The sequence below is a fragment of the Streptomyces sp. NPDC004266 genome, from assembly GCF_042874095.1.
In the GTDB taxonomy this organism is placed as follows: domain Bacteria; phylum Actinomycetota; class Actinomycetes; order Streptomycetales; family Streptomycetaceae; genus Streptomyces.
This window is the reverse complement of the sequence record NZ_JBIAMM010000007.1, coordinates 33,583-47,199: the sequence shown is the minus strand read 5'-3', so window position 1 is coordinate 47,199 and position 13,617 is coordinate 33,583. Positions and strand designations below refer to the sequence as shown.

14 protein-coding genes and 1 pseudogene are annotated in these 13,617 nt (G+C 75.2%); 10 read left to right on the top strand and 5 right to left on the bottom strand.

The window, feature by feature from the left end:
- Window positions 1-56 precede the first annotated feature (56 nt).
- The 5 genes from ACFYUZ_RS18365 (at window position 57) to ACFYUZ_RS18345 (ending at window position 4,211) form a co-directional block, all read left to right on the top strand.
- The gene (locus tag ACFYUZ_RS18365; protein ID WP_389310395.1) at window positions 57-329 is read left to right on the top strand and encodes a hypothetical protein; all 273 of its coding nucleotides are present in this window, start codon (window positions 57-59) and stop codon (window positions 327-329) included.
- The gene (locus ACFYUZ_RS18360) at window positions 326-865 is read left to right on the top strand and encodes a SigE family RNA polymerase sigma factor (RefSeq protein ID WP_389310393.1); all 540 of its coding nucleotides are present in this window, start codon (window positions 326-328) and stop codon (window positions 863-865) included. Before ACFYUZ_RS18365 ends, ACFYUZ_RS18360 begins: the two co-directional genes overlap by 4 nt.
- A complete protein-coding gene (locus ACFYUZ_RS18355; protein ID WP_389310391.1) occupies window positions 865-1,536 on the top strand; it encodes a hypothetical protein in 672 nt (223 codons plus the stop codon). The genes ACFYUZ_RS18360 and ACFYUZ_RS18355 overlap by 1 nt, the downstream gene beginning before the upstream one ends.
- 86 nt (window positions 1,537-1,622) lie before the next feature.
- A complete protein-coding gene (locus ACFYUZ_RS18350; RefSeq protein ID WP_389310389.1) occupies window positions 1,623-2,384 on the top strand; it encodes a MerR family transcriptional regulator in 762 nt (253 codons plus the stop codon).
- A gap of 324 nt (window positions 2,385-2,708) precedes the next feature.
- Window positions 2,709-4,211 (top strand): carboxylesterase/lipase family protein, encoded by a 1,503-nt coding sequence (locus ACFYUZ_RS18345; protein WP_389310387.1) that lies wholly within the window; start codon window positions 2,709-2,711, stop codon window positions 4,209-4,211.
- A gap of 88 nt (window positions 4,212-4,299) precedes the next feature.
- Here ACFYUZ_RS18345 and ACFYUZ_RS18340 read toward each other — a convergent pair whose 3' ends face one another.
- Window positions 4,300-4,488 (bottom strand): hypothetical protein, encoded by a 189-nt coding sequence (locus ACFYUZ_RS18340; protein ID WP_389310385.1) that lies wholly within the window; start codon window positions 4,486-4,488, stop codon window positions 4,300-4,302.
- Between the two features lie 452 nt (window positions 4,489-4,940).
- Between ACFYUZ_RS18340 and ACFYUZ_RS18335 the strand changes: the two genes are divergently transcribed.
- The 4 genes and pseudogenes from ACFYUZ_RS18335 to ACFYUZ_RS18320 all read left to right on the top strand — a co-directional run.
- Window positions 4,941-6,110, top strand: a complete 1,170-nt coding sequence (locus tag ACFYUZ_RS18335; RefSeq protein WP_389310999.1) for a Cmx/CmrA family chloramphenicol efflux MFS transporter — start codon at window positions 4,941-4,943, stop codon at window positions 6,108-6,110.
- Window positions 6,107-6,592, top strand: coding sequence for a pyridoxamine 5'-phosphate oxidase family protein (locus tag ACFYUZ_RS18330; RefSeq protein ID WP_389310383.1), 486 nt, complete (start codon window positions 6,107-6,109; stop codon window positions 6,590-6,592). The genes ACFYUZ_RS18335 and ACFYUZ_RS18330 overlap by 4 nt, the downstream gene beginning before the upstream one ends.
- A gap of 319 nt (window positions 6,593-6,911) precedes the next feature.
- Window positions 6,912-7,214: an antibiotic biosynthesis monooxygenase gene (locus ACFYUZ_RS18325; protein WP_389310381.1), complete on the top strand. Its 303-nt coding sequence runs from the start codon at window positions 6,912-6,914 to the stop codon at window positions 7,212-7,214.
- A gap of 136 nt (window positions 7,215-7,350) precedes the next feature.
- Window positions 7,351-7,590, top strand: a pseudogene (locus ACFYUZ_RS18320) (hypothetical protein); the annotation flags it as partial.
- Between the two features lie 23 nt (window positions 7,591-7,613).
- Here ACFYUZ_RS18320 and ACFYUZ_RS18315 read toward each other — a convergent pair.
- From ACFYUZ_RS18315 to xylA, 4 genes are all read right to left on the bottom strand, one after another.
- Window positions 7,614-8,249 (bottom strand): lactate utilization protein C, encoded by a 636-nt coding sequence (locus tag ACFYUZ_RS18315; protein ID WP_389310379.1) that lies wholly within the window; start codon window positions 8,247-8,249, stop codon window positions 7,614-7,616.
- A gap of 40 nt (window positions 8,250-8,289) precedes the next feature.
- Window positions 8,290-9,693 carry a LutB/LldF family L-lactate oxidation iron-sulfur protein gene (locus tag ACFYUZ_RS18310; protein ID WP_389310997.1) on the bottom strand — a complete coding sequence of 468 codons (1,404 nt, stop codon included), beginning with the start codon at window positions 9,691-9,693 and terminating at the stop codon, window positions 8,290-8,292.
- 71 nt (window positions 9,694-9,764) lie between these two features.
- Entirely contained in the window at window positions 9,765-10,481 is a 717-nt protein-coding gene (locus ACFYUZ_RS18305) for a (Fe-S)-binding protein (protein ID WP_389310377.1), read from the bottom strand.
- A 301-nt stretch (window positions 10,482-10,782) separates the two neighbouring features.
- A complete protein-coding gene (xylA, locus tag ACFYUZ_RS18300) occupies window positions 10,783-11,949 on the bottom strand; it encodes a xylose isomerase (protein ID WP_389310375.1) in 1,167 nt (388 codons plus the stop codon).
- Between the two features lie 161 nt (window positions 11,950-12,110).
- On the opposite strand from xylA, the gene xylB reads away from it, so the two are divergent.
- On the top strand, window positions 12,111-13,589 hold the full coding sequence (gene xylB / locus ACFYUZ_RS18295; protein WP_389310373.1) for a xylulokinase: 1,479 nt from the start codon (window positions 12,111-12,113) through the stop codon (window positions 13,587-13,589).
- Window positions 13,590-13,617 lie beyond the last annotated feature (28 nt).

Below are 13,617 nucleotides of genomic sequence, written 5' to 3'. Positions count from 1 at the left end.
GCGGCGGCTCGACGGGTCGTCGCCCGGAACACCGGGAACCGTCCAGGAGCACGCACGTGGTCACCCTCGCCGATGTCACCCGCCACGCCGGGGTGTCGGCCGGCACCGTCGGCTACGTGCTCAGCGGCAGACGGTCCGGATCCGCGCCCACCCGGCACGGCATCGACGCCCTCGGCCACCGACCCCACGCCGGCGCCCGCACGCCCACCGGTCTGCGCGGCGCCGCCACGCCCCTCGTCGTCCGGAACGAGGCCGCCGTCGAGCCGCTCCTCACGCCCCTTCTGACGCCCCGCGCGAGCACGGGCCCGGCGACCGCCTCGGTCTCGTGACCACGGCGGACACCGGGGTCGAGGACGACGCGACGGAGTTCCGGGCCTTCTTCGAGCGCCACTACGCCGAACTCGCGCGCCTCGCCCACCTGCTGACCGGCGAGACCGACGCCGCCGACGACGTGGCCGCCGACGCCATGCTCGCCCTCTGGAACCACTGGGACCGGGTCCGCGCCGCCGACCACCCCGGCGCCTACGCCCGGGGCGTCGTCGCCAACCTCGTCCGCACCCGCATCCGCGGCACCGTCCGCGAACGGCGCCGGATCGCCGCCTTCTGGGACCGGCGCCCGGAGCACACCGAGGACCCGGACGTGCCCGCCGTCGTCGACGTCCGCACCGCCCTGCGCGCCCTGCCCTTCCGCAAGCGCGCCTGTGTCGTGCTCCGGCACGCCTTCGACCTCTCCGAACGCGACACCGCCCTCGCGCTCGGGGTCTCCGTCGGCACGGTCAAGAGCCAGACGGCCAAGGGCATGGCGGAACTCCAGCGGCTGCTCGGCGACCGGGCCGCCACCGAACTCGCCGCGGGAAGGCGCTGATGGACCAGGTACGGCTCCGCCGCGAGCTGCGGGAGGCAGCGCTCGCACACCGGCCCGACCACGCCCGCATCCTCGCCCGGGTGGAGCGGGGCATGGCCGCCCCCGCCCCGGCCGGACGCCGCGGCCGGCCGCCGCGCCCGTGGTCCGGTCGCCGCTGGACGGCGGTCGTCGCCGTCGCAGCCGCCGTCACCGGGGTCGTCGGCCTCGGCGGCCTCGCGGCGACCACCCGGGACGACCGGCCCGCCGGACCCGCCGCCGTCCTGCCCGCGCCCGGTCCGACGGCACGGACGGCCGGCACGATCGACCCCGGCAGCAACCGCTGGTGGGCGCAGAGCGACCTCGCCGTGACGACGGAGTCGCCGGTCGCCGGTCTCACCGTCGAGCTGCGGGTCGCCCGCACCCCCGGCGTCGTGAGCACCGGACACTGGCGCACCCGGCCCGCCGAGGACTTCAGCGTCACCGTGACCGAGGAGCCCCGCGCCCTGGTCTACCGGTGGACCCTCAGGCCGGGCCGTACGGTGCCGCCCGGTCCCCACGCCTTCGCCGCCCAGTACAACCACGCCGAGGGCGTACGGGACGCCTCGGCCGACACGTACACCGTCACCCTCACCGGCGCCGACGGCGGCCGCACCACCCTCCGGGGCGGCTTCGGCCCCCGGGGCGGGGCCTGAACGACTTGCGGTTGCCGCTGCGTCAACTCCTACGGTCTTCGTACGGGGCCGGAGACACCGGCCCCCGGCGAGGGAAGGACACCGTCATGGCCTGGTCGATCGCGGAGGTGGCCCGGATGTCCGGGGTGACCTCCCGGACGCTGCGGCACTACGACGAGGTCGGCCTGCTCGCGCCCGCGTGGACCGCGGGCGACGGGCACCGGTACTACGAGGAGCCCCAGTTGCTGCGCCTCCAGCAGATCCTGCTGATGCGGGAGCTGGACCTCGGCCTGCGCGAGATCCGGGACGTCCTGGACAGCGGGGCCGACCGCGTGGCCGTCCTGCGCGAGCACCACGCCCGGCTGCTCGCGGAGCAGGACCGGCTCGGCACCTTGGCCCTCACGGTCGCCCGCACCATCGCCGAACTCGAGGAAAGCGAGGACCAGGACATGGCCGGCATCAACCGCCCCGAGAACCTCTTCGAAGGCTTCCGGCCCGACCCCGGCATCGAGGCCGAGGCGCGGGAGCGATGGCCCGAGGCGTACGAGCGGACCCGGCAGGTCGTCGAAGGGATGACCCCCGAGACCACCGAGCAGTGGCAGCGCGAGGCCACCGCCCAGATGATCCGCTTCGCCGAGCACATGGCCGCCGGCACGCCGGTCGACGACCCGGCGGTCCAGGCCGAGGTGGAGGCCCACCACGCGGGTGTCAGCCGCTTCTGGACCCCGAACGCCGAGGCGTACCGGGGTCTGGCCCGGACCTACGCCGAGGACCCGCGCTTCCGCGAGAACTTCGACAGGATCGCGGTCGGCCTCGCGGAGTACCAGCAGCAGGCGATGAACCTCTACGCGGACACCCGGCTGAGCTGAGGACGGTGCGCCCGCGACTCCGGACCGAACCCCCTCTCGCCCGTGCGGCGGAGGGGGTTCGGTCCGCGGGGCGGTCCGCCGGCCACCGGTCGGAGGGATCGTCGTCGGTGACGGGCCGAAGGGGTGGTGGGGCGCCGTCTCCTCCTGCGTCTGCCACGCCCCGCTCGTGCTGTGGGATCCGTTCCTCGCGGTCCTGACCGTCGCCTACGGCCGACGCCGCCGCCGGAAGTGACCGCCCGCGCCCCGGCATTGACACTGAGGGCGTGTGAATCGTCATGATCTTGGTGTTGGTGCCGGTCGGGGATGTGATGACAGGCTGCGTCCATGGACATCTTCAAGACGACCAGCGGCGCGGTACGGGGTTTCCGGGCCTCCTCCGACGTCGTCGCCGTGCTCGGGATCCCCTACGCCGCACCGCCGTTCGGCGCCCACCGGTTCCGGGAGCCCGCCCCGGCCGCCGCCTGGACCGGAGTGCGGGACTGCACCGCCTTCGGCCCCGTCGCCCCGCAGTCGGCGGAGCTGCCGGGCTCTCCCGCGTGGTCGCCCGGCGACGAGGACGTCCTCACCGTCAACATATGGACCCCGGCCCTCGACGGCGGCTCCCTGCCCGTCCTCGTCTGGATCCACGGCGGCGCCTACACCTTCGGCTCCTCGGCCCAGCCCGACTTCGACGGCGACGCCCTGGCCCGCGCCGGACTGGTCGTGGTCACCCTCAACTACCGGGTCGGCTTCGAGGGGTTCGGGCACGTCCCCGCCGCCGACGGAGCCGCCTTCCCCGACAACCGGGGGCTGCTCGACCAGGTCGCGGCCCTGCGCTGGGTGCGGGAGAACATCGCCGCGTTCGGCGGCGATCCCGGCAGCGTCACGGTCGCCGGCCACTCCGCGGGGGCCGCGTCGATCGCCTGCCTCATGGTGATGGACCGGGCGCGCGGCCTGTTCCACCGTGCCGTCCTCCACAGCCCCGCGAGCCCCCACTACCCCCGGGACGTCGCCGCCGCGACCACCCGCGAGATCGCCGCCGCGGCCGGCTGCCCGGCCACGGCCGAGGGCCTGGCCTCCGCGACTCCCCAGGCGCTGCTCACCGCCTCCGACCGGGTCGTCGAGGAGTACCGGCGCGACCCCGCCTCCGGATCCCGCCACTACGACCCCACGCTCTACGCCCCCGTCCTCGACGGAGACGTCCTCCCCGTCGACCCCCTCACGGGCCTGGCCGCCGGTGCGGGCCGGGACGTGGACCTCCTGGTCTGCCACACCACGGAGGAGTACCGGCTGCTCGACGCCGTCGGCAGCAGCGCCAAGGTCACCACCGAGGAGCAACTCGCCCGATTCGCCGAGGACTTCGGCCTTCCCGACGGGTTCCTCGCCGGCTGTCGCGCCGCGCTGCCCGACGCCCCCGTGCTCGACGTCTACCTGGCCGTCTTCGGCGACCTCCTCTTCGGGGAGTACGCCCACCGGCTCGTCGAGCAGCACGCCCGGGGCGGCGGCCGGGTGTTCCGGTCCGTCTTCGACCGGCGGCGCACAGGCCCGCACGGGGCCGTGCGGGCCTGGCACTGCGCGGACGTCCCCTTCGCCTTCGGCAACGTCGACAAGGAGTGCGTGACCTTCCTCATCGGCGGTGCCCCCACCGCCGCCGACCACGACCTGGCCCGCCGGATGGTGGGGGCCTGGGCCGGTTTCGCCGCCGACGGGGACCCGGGCTGGCCCTCGTACGACGACGCCCCGGGGCAGCCGAAGGTGTGGCGGACCGACGAGTGCGACGCGCACGACGTGCCCGTCGTCCCCCGGGAGCTCTGGGCGGGAGTCGAGTTCCCCCTGCTGCGTCCGTGAGGACGGAAACCGACCTGGATGCGGCCTGGCGTGACCGCATGAGCGACCACACCACTCCCACCACCCCCGTCCGAGCCGTCCCCGAGGGTTACACCACCGTCACGCCCTGGATCGTCGGAGCCGACACGGCCGGCCCCGTGTCCGCCGCCTTCCGTTCCGTGTCCGTCGCCGCCGCACGGTCGGCCCGCAGCAGGTCCGCCCCGCTCTGGGCCGGGCCCGCCATCAGGACGACGGAGAGGGCGACCGCGAAGGCCGCCAGGATCCCACGTGTTCCCATCGCTTCCCTTGCGTCGAGATCGGCAAAGGCGATGATCCCAGACACCGCGTGAACGGGCCGCGTTCGGTGGGGACCGGTCGGGTTCCGTCTCCGTGACGCGAAGGTTTTGGCCGGTCCGGCCTTCGTCGACTCGTTCAAGGGGCAGCGGCCCGGTCCCTGAGGCGCCGTCAGGCGGAAAACCCGGTGCGGGCGGCGGGCCGGGGTCGTTAGCCTGCCCCGTATGGCGAGCCCCGAGGCGTCCAGAGCGGGGGGCTTTCGGTCACGCGCCGTCAGCCCCTGAGCCCGTTCTCCCCGAGCCGGTGACATCACCGACCTGCTGCCGCGACCGCGCGGCCGGTCGCGCATGCCCGCGTACGGGCGGACGGCATCGGGGCCGGCGGCGGTGACGAGACGACGTCCACCGTCCTCGCCTCACCCCGGAGCCCTTCGTGCCCCAGCCCCCTCACCGCCCTCTGCCCCTTCCCCTGTACCTGCTCGCCCTGGCCGTCTTCGCCATGGGCACCTCCGAATTCATGCTCGCCGGCCTGCTGCCGGACATCGCCGCGGACCTCGGCGTCCCGGTCGGGACCGCCGGGCTGCTCACCGCGGCCTTCGCCGTCGGCATGGTCGTCGGCGCCCCGCCGGCGGCCGTCCTCGCCCGGGGCCGGTCCGGCCGGTCCGGACTCCTCGGGTTCCTCCTGGTGTTCCTGGCCGCACACGTCCTCGCGGCCACCACCACGAGCTTCCCGGTGCTCCTCGCCACACGCGTGACCGCCGCCCTCGCGAACGCCGGGTTCCTCGCCGTCGCCCTGACGACCGCCGCCGCGCTCGTCGCGCCCGAGCGGAAGGGCCGCGCGCTCGCCGTCCTGCTGTCCGGCACGACCGTGGCCACGATCGCCGGTGTCCCGGGCGGCGCGCTGCTCGGCACGCTGTTCGGGTGGCGGGCCGCCTTCTGGGCCGTCGCCGTCCTCTGCCTGCCCGCCGTCCTCGGCATCCTCCGGGGCCTCCCCGCCCCGGACGGGGAGCGGACCGTGCGGCCGGCGCTGCGGGCGGAGCTCGCGCGGCTGAGGCGCCCGCGTCTGCTCCTGGCCATGCTGCTCGGCGCCCTGGTGAACGCCGCCACCTTCGGCGGCTTCACCTTCCTCGCGCCCCTCGTGACCGGCACGACCGGGCTCGGCGCGGTGTGGGTCCCCGTCGTCCTGGTGCTCTTCGGCGCCGGTTCCTTCGCCGGAGTGAGCGTCGCGGGCCGGCTCGCCGACCGGCGCCCCGGCCTCGTCCTCACCGCCGGAGCCCCGCTGCTGCTCGCGGGCTGGCCGGCCCTGGCCCTGCTCGCCGCGCGGCCGGCCGCCGTTCTCGTCCTCGTGTTCGTCCTGGGCGCGCTGTCGTTCGCGGTGGGTGCCACCCTGATCACCCGGGTCCTGTACGAGGCCGACGGAGCGCCCACCCTGGCCGGCGCCTACGCGACGGCCGCGCTCAACACCGGCGCCGTCCTCGGCCCGCTCCTCGCCGCGCTCGCCCTCGACACGGCGGCTGGCGACCGGGGTCCGCTCTGGGTGAGCACGGCCCTCGTCGCCCTCGCCGTGCCGGTCGCCCTGACGGGCGGTCGGACCTTCGCGACCGCCCGAGTAGGGTCGGGCGCATGACCGAGAACGAGGGGACGCTGCGCGACACCGCGCAGCGGAAGAAGGACGTGTTCGCGCGGCTGGAGAAGGAGGTGGACATCTGGGTGGCGTCGGCCGACGGGGACGGGCGGCCGTATCTCGTGCCGCTGGCCTTCCTGTGGGACGGCGCGTCCGTCTGGCTGTGCACCCGGCGGACCAACCCCACCGGGCGGAACCTCGCCGCCGGGGGCCGGACCCGGCTGGCGCTCGGGAACACCCGGGACGTCGTCCTCGTGGACGGCGAGGTCACGACCCACCCGAGCGACGACGTACCGGTGACGGCGATCGAGGCCTTCGCCGCGAAGTGCGGCTGGGACCCGCGCACTTCCGGCCCCGCCTACGTCTGGTTCCGGGTCCGGCCGGTGGCGGTGGAGGCCTGGTACGAGGAGCCCGAGCTCGCCGGCCGGCACCTCATGCGCGACGGCGTCTGGGCCGACGAGGAACCGGCGGAAGCCCGGCCGTAGTCCGTGCGGCCGGATGAGTCGCGGGCCCGGCACCGGAAGGCTTCGGTGTCGGGCCCGCCGTCGAGCCGTTCCGGCGGCCTCGGCCGGAGAAGCCGAGGTGCGCGGGCCGGTGCGGGTGATCGCTCCGGTGACCCGAACCGACCGTGACGCGGCGGTAGTCGGGGTGCCCAGACCGCGGGGGCGTGATGTCGAAACGCTTCGACGCGAGGCCTGGCCCCCAGGCCGTCTGAACCGTTCAGTCTTGACGGTGAACTGTTCGGTGTAGTTCCCTCCTGCCGGGGGCGGCGCGGGCCGCGACCGGGACGAGGGGGGCTGAGAGATGTTCGCGGTGGTGTACCGGTGGCGGGTGAGGCCGGGCAAGGAGCAGCTGCTCGTCGACGGCTGGCACCGGGTGACCATGGCGATCCACCAGGAGTGCGGCAGCTACGGCTCCCGGCTCCACCGGGCGGACGACGGCACCTGGGTGGCGTACGCCCGCTGGCCCGACCGCGAGACGCGGGAGAGGTGCGGAACCCCCGACCCGGAGGGCGAGGCGATGATGCGCGAGGCGATCGCGGAGTACTTCCCCGAGACGCGCCTCACCCTCGTCGACGACCTGCTCGCCGAACCGGAGACCGACTGAGGGGCGCTCAGGGGCGCGGCAGGGCCTCGCCCGTGCCCGGGGAGCACGCCCGCGCTACGGAGGGTCTCGGCAACCGGCAACCGGCAACCGGCTCCCCGCCCACCGCACCGCCGTCGGCAGGACGCCGCTCGCCGCGCTCCCCGAGGACGAGCTCCACGAGCGCCTCGCAGGGCGCGCACTCGTCGCCATGACGCCCCGGAGCCTCGCCGACCCGGACGCCCCGGCACCCGCGTACCGGCGTTCGCGCGGCCGGCGCACGTGGCCGGCCGGGCCGGAGGCCTCCCGGTCGTCGAGGAATCCCTCCGGCGCGAAGGAGGCCGCGCCCTCCTGGAGCGCGCCCCGGACGGCGACGCCGTCCTCGCCGCCTCCGACCTGACGGCCCGGGGCGTCCTCGACGTGTCAGCCGCCCGTCACCAGGAGGACCTCCAGCGTGCGCGGCCCGTGCACGCCCTCCACCCGGTCCAGCTCGATGTCGCTCGTCGCGGACGGCCCGGAGATCCAGGTCAGCGGACGTCCCGGATCGAGCCGGGGGAGCGCGAGCGGCACCGAGGCCACCACCTGCTCCGGGGCCCGCACCACGCAGAGGTGCAGATCGGGGACGAGCGTCAGCGCCCGGCGGCCCTGACCCGGGCCGCCGTCCAGGACGATCGTGCCGGTCTCGGCGATCGCCACCGCGCACGCCGTCACCACGGCGTCCGCGCCGTCCAGTTCGTACGGGGTCAGCCGTGGCTCGTCGAACCGCCGCACGGCCTCGGCCGCGGCGAGCCACTCCCCGGGCAGCCCGGGCGGCACGACGACGCTGCGCGCCCCGCGCTCCGCGAGGAGCCGCGCGACGAGCCCGGCCACGCCCTCGGGTGCGGTGCGGTGGACGTGGGCCCGGTAGTCGGCGAGGTTCTCGTGGAGGAGATCGAGAAGGCCGTCGGGGTCGTCCGGGGTGTGGGCGGTCCGGTAGTCGCGGGCGACGGGCACGGCCTCGGGGGCGTCCGCGACGGCGGTGCGGATCCGGGCGAGGATCCGTGCGCGGGAGTCGGTCACGTCTGGTTCCTCCTCGCGGGGGTCCGTACGGGCAGGCCGGTCATGCGCGGTTCTTCCTCCACCAGTCGCGGAACGGTTCGGCGGGCAGTTCGGGCAGGTCGCGGCTCTCCGTCCACGGGCGGACGCCGGGGCCGGGCAGCCTCCTCGGGTGCAGGGCGCGGGTCTTCGACGCGATGCGCTCACCGGCCGCGAGCACGCCGGGACGGTCCAGGACCCACGTGGAGGCCTTGATCGCGGCCTTCTCCAGGCGGTGGCCCTTCCCGCCCTCCCCGGCCACCTTCTCCCGCAGGTGCACGAGCACTTCGGGGATGTCGATGGCGACCGGACACACCTCGTAGCAGGCGCCGCACAGTGAGGAGGCGTACGGCAGGGAGGCGTCGACCTCGCTCGCGGTGCCCCGCAGCTGCGGGGTGAGGATCGCGCCGATCGGACCGGGGTAGACCGAGCCGTACGCGTGACCGCCGGCCCGCTCGTACACCGGGCAGACGTTGAGACAGGCCGAGCAGCGGATGCAGCGCAGCGCCTGCCGCCCCACCTCGTCGGCGAGGGCGTCGGTGCGGCCGTTGTCGAGGAGGACCAGGTGGAAGGCGCTCGGCCCGTCGCCGTCGGTGGTGCCGGTCCACATGCTCGTGTACGGGTTCATCCGCTCGGCGGTCGAGGAGCGGGGGAGCGTCTGGAGGAAGACCTCCAGGTCCCGCCAGGTCGGCACCACCTTCTCGATGCCGACGACCGAGATGAGGGTCTCGGGCAGGGTCAGGCACATGCGGCCGTTGCCCTCGGACTCCACGACGACGAGGGTGCCGGTCTCGGCGACCATGAAGTTCGCCCCGGAGATCCCGACCTTGGCCCGCAGGAACTTCTCCCGCAGGTGCAGCCGGGCCGCCTCCGCCAGTTCGGCCGGGGAGTCGCTCAGCCCCTCCGGCGCCGGGCGGCCCCAACGGCCCATCCGCTCGCGGAAGACGTCGCGGATCTCGCCGCGGTTGCGGTGGATCGCCGGGACCAGGATGTGGGAGGGACGGTCCTCGCCGAGCTGCACGATCAGCTCCGCGAGATCCGTCTCGTACGCGGCGATCCCCTCGGCCTCCAGGTGCTCGTTGAGCCCGATCTCCTGGGTGGCCATGGACTTGACCTTGACCACCTCGGTCTCCCCGGTGGCCTTCACCAGGTCGGCGACGATCCGGTCGGCCTCGGCCGCGTCCGCCGCCCAGTGGACCGTGCCGCCCGCCGCCGTCACCGACTCCTCCAACCGGAGGAGGTGCGTGTCGAGGTGACGGAGCGTCTCGTCCTTGATCCGCCTGCCGGCCTCGCGGAGCGCGGCCCAGTCGTCCAGCTCGGCCACCGCCCGCGCCCGCTTGTCCCGGATGGTGTGGGTCGCGTGCCGCAGGTTGGCGCGCAGCCGCTCGTCCCGGACGGCCTCCCGCGCGGCCTCCGGGAACGCGGGCATCCCCACGAAGGTCCGTCCGTCGCCCGGCCGCCGCCCCTCATGGGGCGCCGGCACGCGCACCTCCTCGTCGCTCATGCCCAGGGCTCCTCTTCCGTGCTCGCCAGGATCTCCGCCAGGTGCAGCGCCCGCAGCGGCGCCCCCCGGCGACTCAGCATGCCGCCCACGTGCAGCAGGCAGGAGTTGTCCGCGCCGCACAGGACCTCCGCGCCCGTGGACAGCGCGTTCGTGATCTTGTCGGCCCCCATCGCCGCCGAGACGTCCGGGTTCTTCACCGCGAACGTGCCGCCGAAGCCGCAGCACTCCTCCGCACCCGGCAGCTCCACGAGCTCCAGGCCCTTCACCGCCTCCAGGAGCCGCCGCGGCCGGTCCCCGAGCCCGAGGAGCCGCAGGCCGTGACAGGACGGGTGGTACGTCACCCGGTGCGGGAAGTACGCGCCCACGTCCGTCACGCCGAGCACGTCCACCAGGAACTCCGTCAGCTCGTGCACGCGCGGCGCCAGGGCCCCCGCCTCCGTACCGAACAGCGGGTAGTGGCGGCGGACCATCGCCGCGCACGAGCCCGACGGGGTGACGACGTGGTCGTAGCCCTCGAAGGCCCGCACCGTGCGCCGGACGAGCGGCCCGGTCTCCGCGCGGTAGCCCGTGTTGAACTGCGGCTGCCCGCAGCAGGACTGGGCCGCCGGGAAGTCGACCGCCACCCCGAGCCGTTCGAGGAGCCGGACCGTGGCCACGCCCGTCGAGGGGAAGAGGGCGTCGTTGACGCAGGTGACGAAGAGGGCGACACGCATCACTGGTTCCTCGGGGACGGTTCGGGTCGGGCGGCGGACCTGTCCCAGGCGGTGCCGTCGCCCTGCGGTACGCAGTGTCGCAGGGGGCGCGTCCGCGCGGCGAGCCGACGCATCGGGCCGGCGCCGCCGACGGGACCGGCGCCGACCGCCCGTACGGATCGCCCGTACGTGTCGCCCGTACAGGCCGCCGTACGGATCGCCCGTACGTGTCGCCCGTACAGGCCGCCGTACGGATCGCCCGTACGTGTCGCCCGTACAGGCCGCCGTACAGACCGCTCGTACGGGCCGCCCGTACGGGTCGTCAGCGCACCCCGAGCAGGTGCTCCAGGGCCAGCTGGTCCAGGTGCTCGAAGGCCATCGAGCGCTCCGCGGCCGCGTCCGGGTCGAACGTCTCGTACGCCGTGGGGTCGGCCAGCAGCGCCGCGAGACCGTCGGCGGCCGTGGGGACGGCGAGCTCGGGCAGCCGGGAGGCGGCGAGCGCCGCCACGACGTCCGGATCGGCGCGGAAGGCCGCCGCGCGGTCCTTGAGGATCAGGTAGTTCCGCATGCAGTTCTTCGCGGACTCCCACACCCCGTCGAAGCCGTCGGTGCGGACCGGCTTGAAGTCGAAGTGGCGCGGGCCCGCGTAACCGGCCGTCTCCAGCAGGTCCACCAGCCAGAACGCCTGCCGCAGATCGCCCGCGCCGAAGCGGAAGTCCTGGTCGTACTTGATGCCCGACTGGCCGTTCAGGTCGATGTGGAACAGCTTGCCCGCCCACAGCGCCTGCGCGATGCCGTGCGGGAAGTTGAGCCCGGCCATCTGCTCGTGGCCGGTCTCCGGGTTCACGCCGACGAGCTCGGGGCGCTCCAGGCGCTCGATGAAGGCGAGGGCGTGTCCGATCGTGGGCAGCAGGATGTCGCCGCGCGGCTCGTTCGGCTTGGGCTCGATCGCGAAGCGCAGGTCGTAGCCCTGCTCGGTGACGTACTGGCCGAGCAGGTCGAAGGCCTCCTTCATCCGGTCGAGCGCGACCCGGACGTCCTTCGCGGCGCCGGACTCGGCGCCCTCCCGGCCGCCCCAGGCGACGTAGGTGGTGGCGCCGAGCTCGACGGCCAGGTCGATGTTGCGGAGGGTCTTGCGCAGGGCGAACCGGCGCACGTCCCGGTCGTTGGCGGTGAAGGCGCCGTCCTTGAAGACGGGGTGGGTGAAGAGGTTGGTGGTCGCCATGGGCACCGCGAGCCCGGTGCGGTCCAGGGCGCCCCGGAAGCGCTTGACGATCGCGTCGCGCTCGGCCTCCGGCGTACCGAAGGGGATCAGGTCGTCGTCGTGGAAGGTGATGCCGTACGCGCCGAGGACGGCGAGCCGCTCGACGGCCTCCACGGGGTCGAGGGCGGGGCGGGTCGCCTCGCCGAAGGGGTCGCGGCCCTGCCAGCCGACGGTCCACAGGCCGAAGGTGAAGCGGTCGCCGGGGGTGGGCGAGAAGTCCGTCATGGCGTCTCCCTGCTACTGGCAGCCAGATTTGTTTTCTGAGATAACTAATACGGGACGGGGCCGGTCCGGCGCCAGCCCCCTCGACCCGCCGACCCGTCGACCGGTCGAGCCGTCGAGCCGTCGCCCCGTCGAGCCGGGAGACCGAGAGAAGAGGAGGGGGCATGCCCGCGAGCCGCTCCGTCGTGATCGGCGTGGACAGCTCCACGCAGTCCGCCAAGGCAGCCGCCGTCGACGCCGACACCGGCGAACTCCTCGCCCTCGGCCGCGCCCCGCACACCGTCACCGGCTCCGCCGGAGCGCGCGAGAGCGACCCCGAGGAGTGGTGGACCGCCCTCGCCGCGGCCGTCCGCGCGGCGGTACGGGAGGCGGGCGTCCCGGCCGCCTCCGTCACCGGCATCGCCGTCGCCGGCCAGCAGCACGGCCTCGTCGCCCTCGGCCCCGACGGCCGCCCCCTCCGCCCCGCGCTGCTCTGGAACGACACCCGCTCCGCCCCCCAGGCGGCCGCCCTCGCCACCCGCCTCGGCGGCCCCGCCTCCTGGCTGGAGCGGACCGGATCGGTCCCCGTCGCCTCCATGACCGCCGCCAAGTGGCAGTGGCTCCGCGAGCACGAGCCGCACCACGCCGACGCGACGGCCGGCATCCGCCTCCCGCACGACCACCTCACCGAACGCCTCTCCGGAGCCGCCGTCACCGACCCCGGGGACGCCTCAGGCACCTGCTGGTACGGCAGCGCCACCGGCGCCTACGACCCCGACGTCCTCGACCTCGTCGGCCTGGACCCGGCCCTGCTGCCGGCCGTCGCCCCCTCCGGCGCCACCCGCGTCGGCACCCTCACCCCGGCCGCCGCCGAGACGCTCGGCCTGCCCCGCACGGTCGCCGTCGCCGCCGGGACCGGCGACAACATGGCCGCCGCCGTCGGCCTCGGGCTCGGCGGCGCGGGCCTGCTCGACCACCCCGTCGTCAGCCTCGGCACCTCCGGCACCGTCTTCGCCGCGACCCGCGCCCGCCCCGCCGCCCCCGGCCTCGCCGGCTTCGCCGCCACCGACGGCACGTACCTCCCGCTCGGCTGCACCCTCAACTGCACGCTCGCCGTGGACCGGTTCGCCACGCTCCTCGGCCTCGACCGCGAGGACGCCGCGCCCGGCGGCGACGTCGTCGTCCTCCCGTACCTCGACGGCGAACGCACCCCCGACCTCCCGCACGCCACCGGGCTCGTCACCGGCCTCCGGCACGGCACCGACCCCCGCGCCGTCCTCGGCGCCGCCTACGAGGGGGCGGCCTTCACCGTGCTGCGCGCCCTCGACGAACTCCTCGCCGCCTGCGGCCTCGACCCGGCCGCCCCCGACGTGCGGGACCGCCCGCTGCGCCTCGTCGGCGGCGGCGCACGCGGCCGCGCCTGGACCGAGACCGTCCGCCGGCTCTCCGGACGCCCCCTGGTCGTCCCCGCCGCCGACGAACTCGTCGCCCTCGGTGCCGCGGCCCTCGCCGCGAGCGCCGTCACCGGCTCCGACCCGGTGGCCCTGGCCACCGCCTGGGGCACCGGCACGGGCGCGCTCCTGCCCCCCGTCCCGCGTGACGAGGAGGCCTGGGACCGGATCGCGACGGTCCTCGCCGCGGCGACACCGACGCTCCTGAGCTGACGCGCGAAGCCCTGTCCCGTCCGCGATC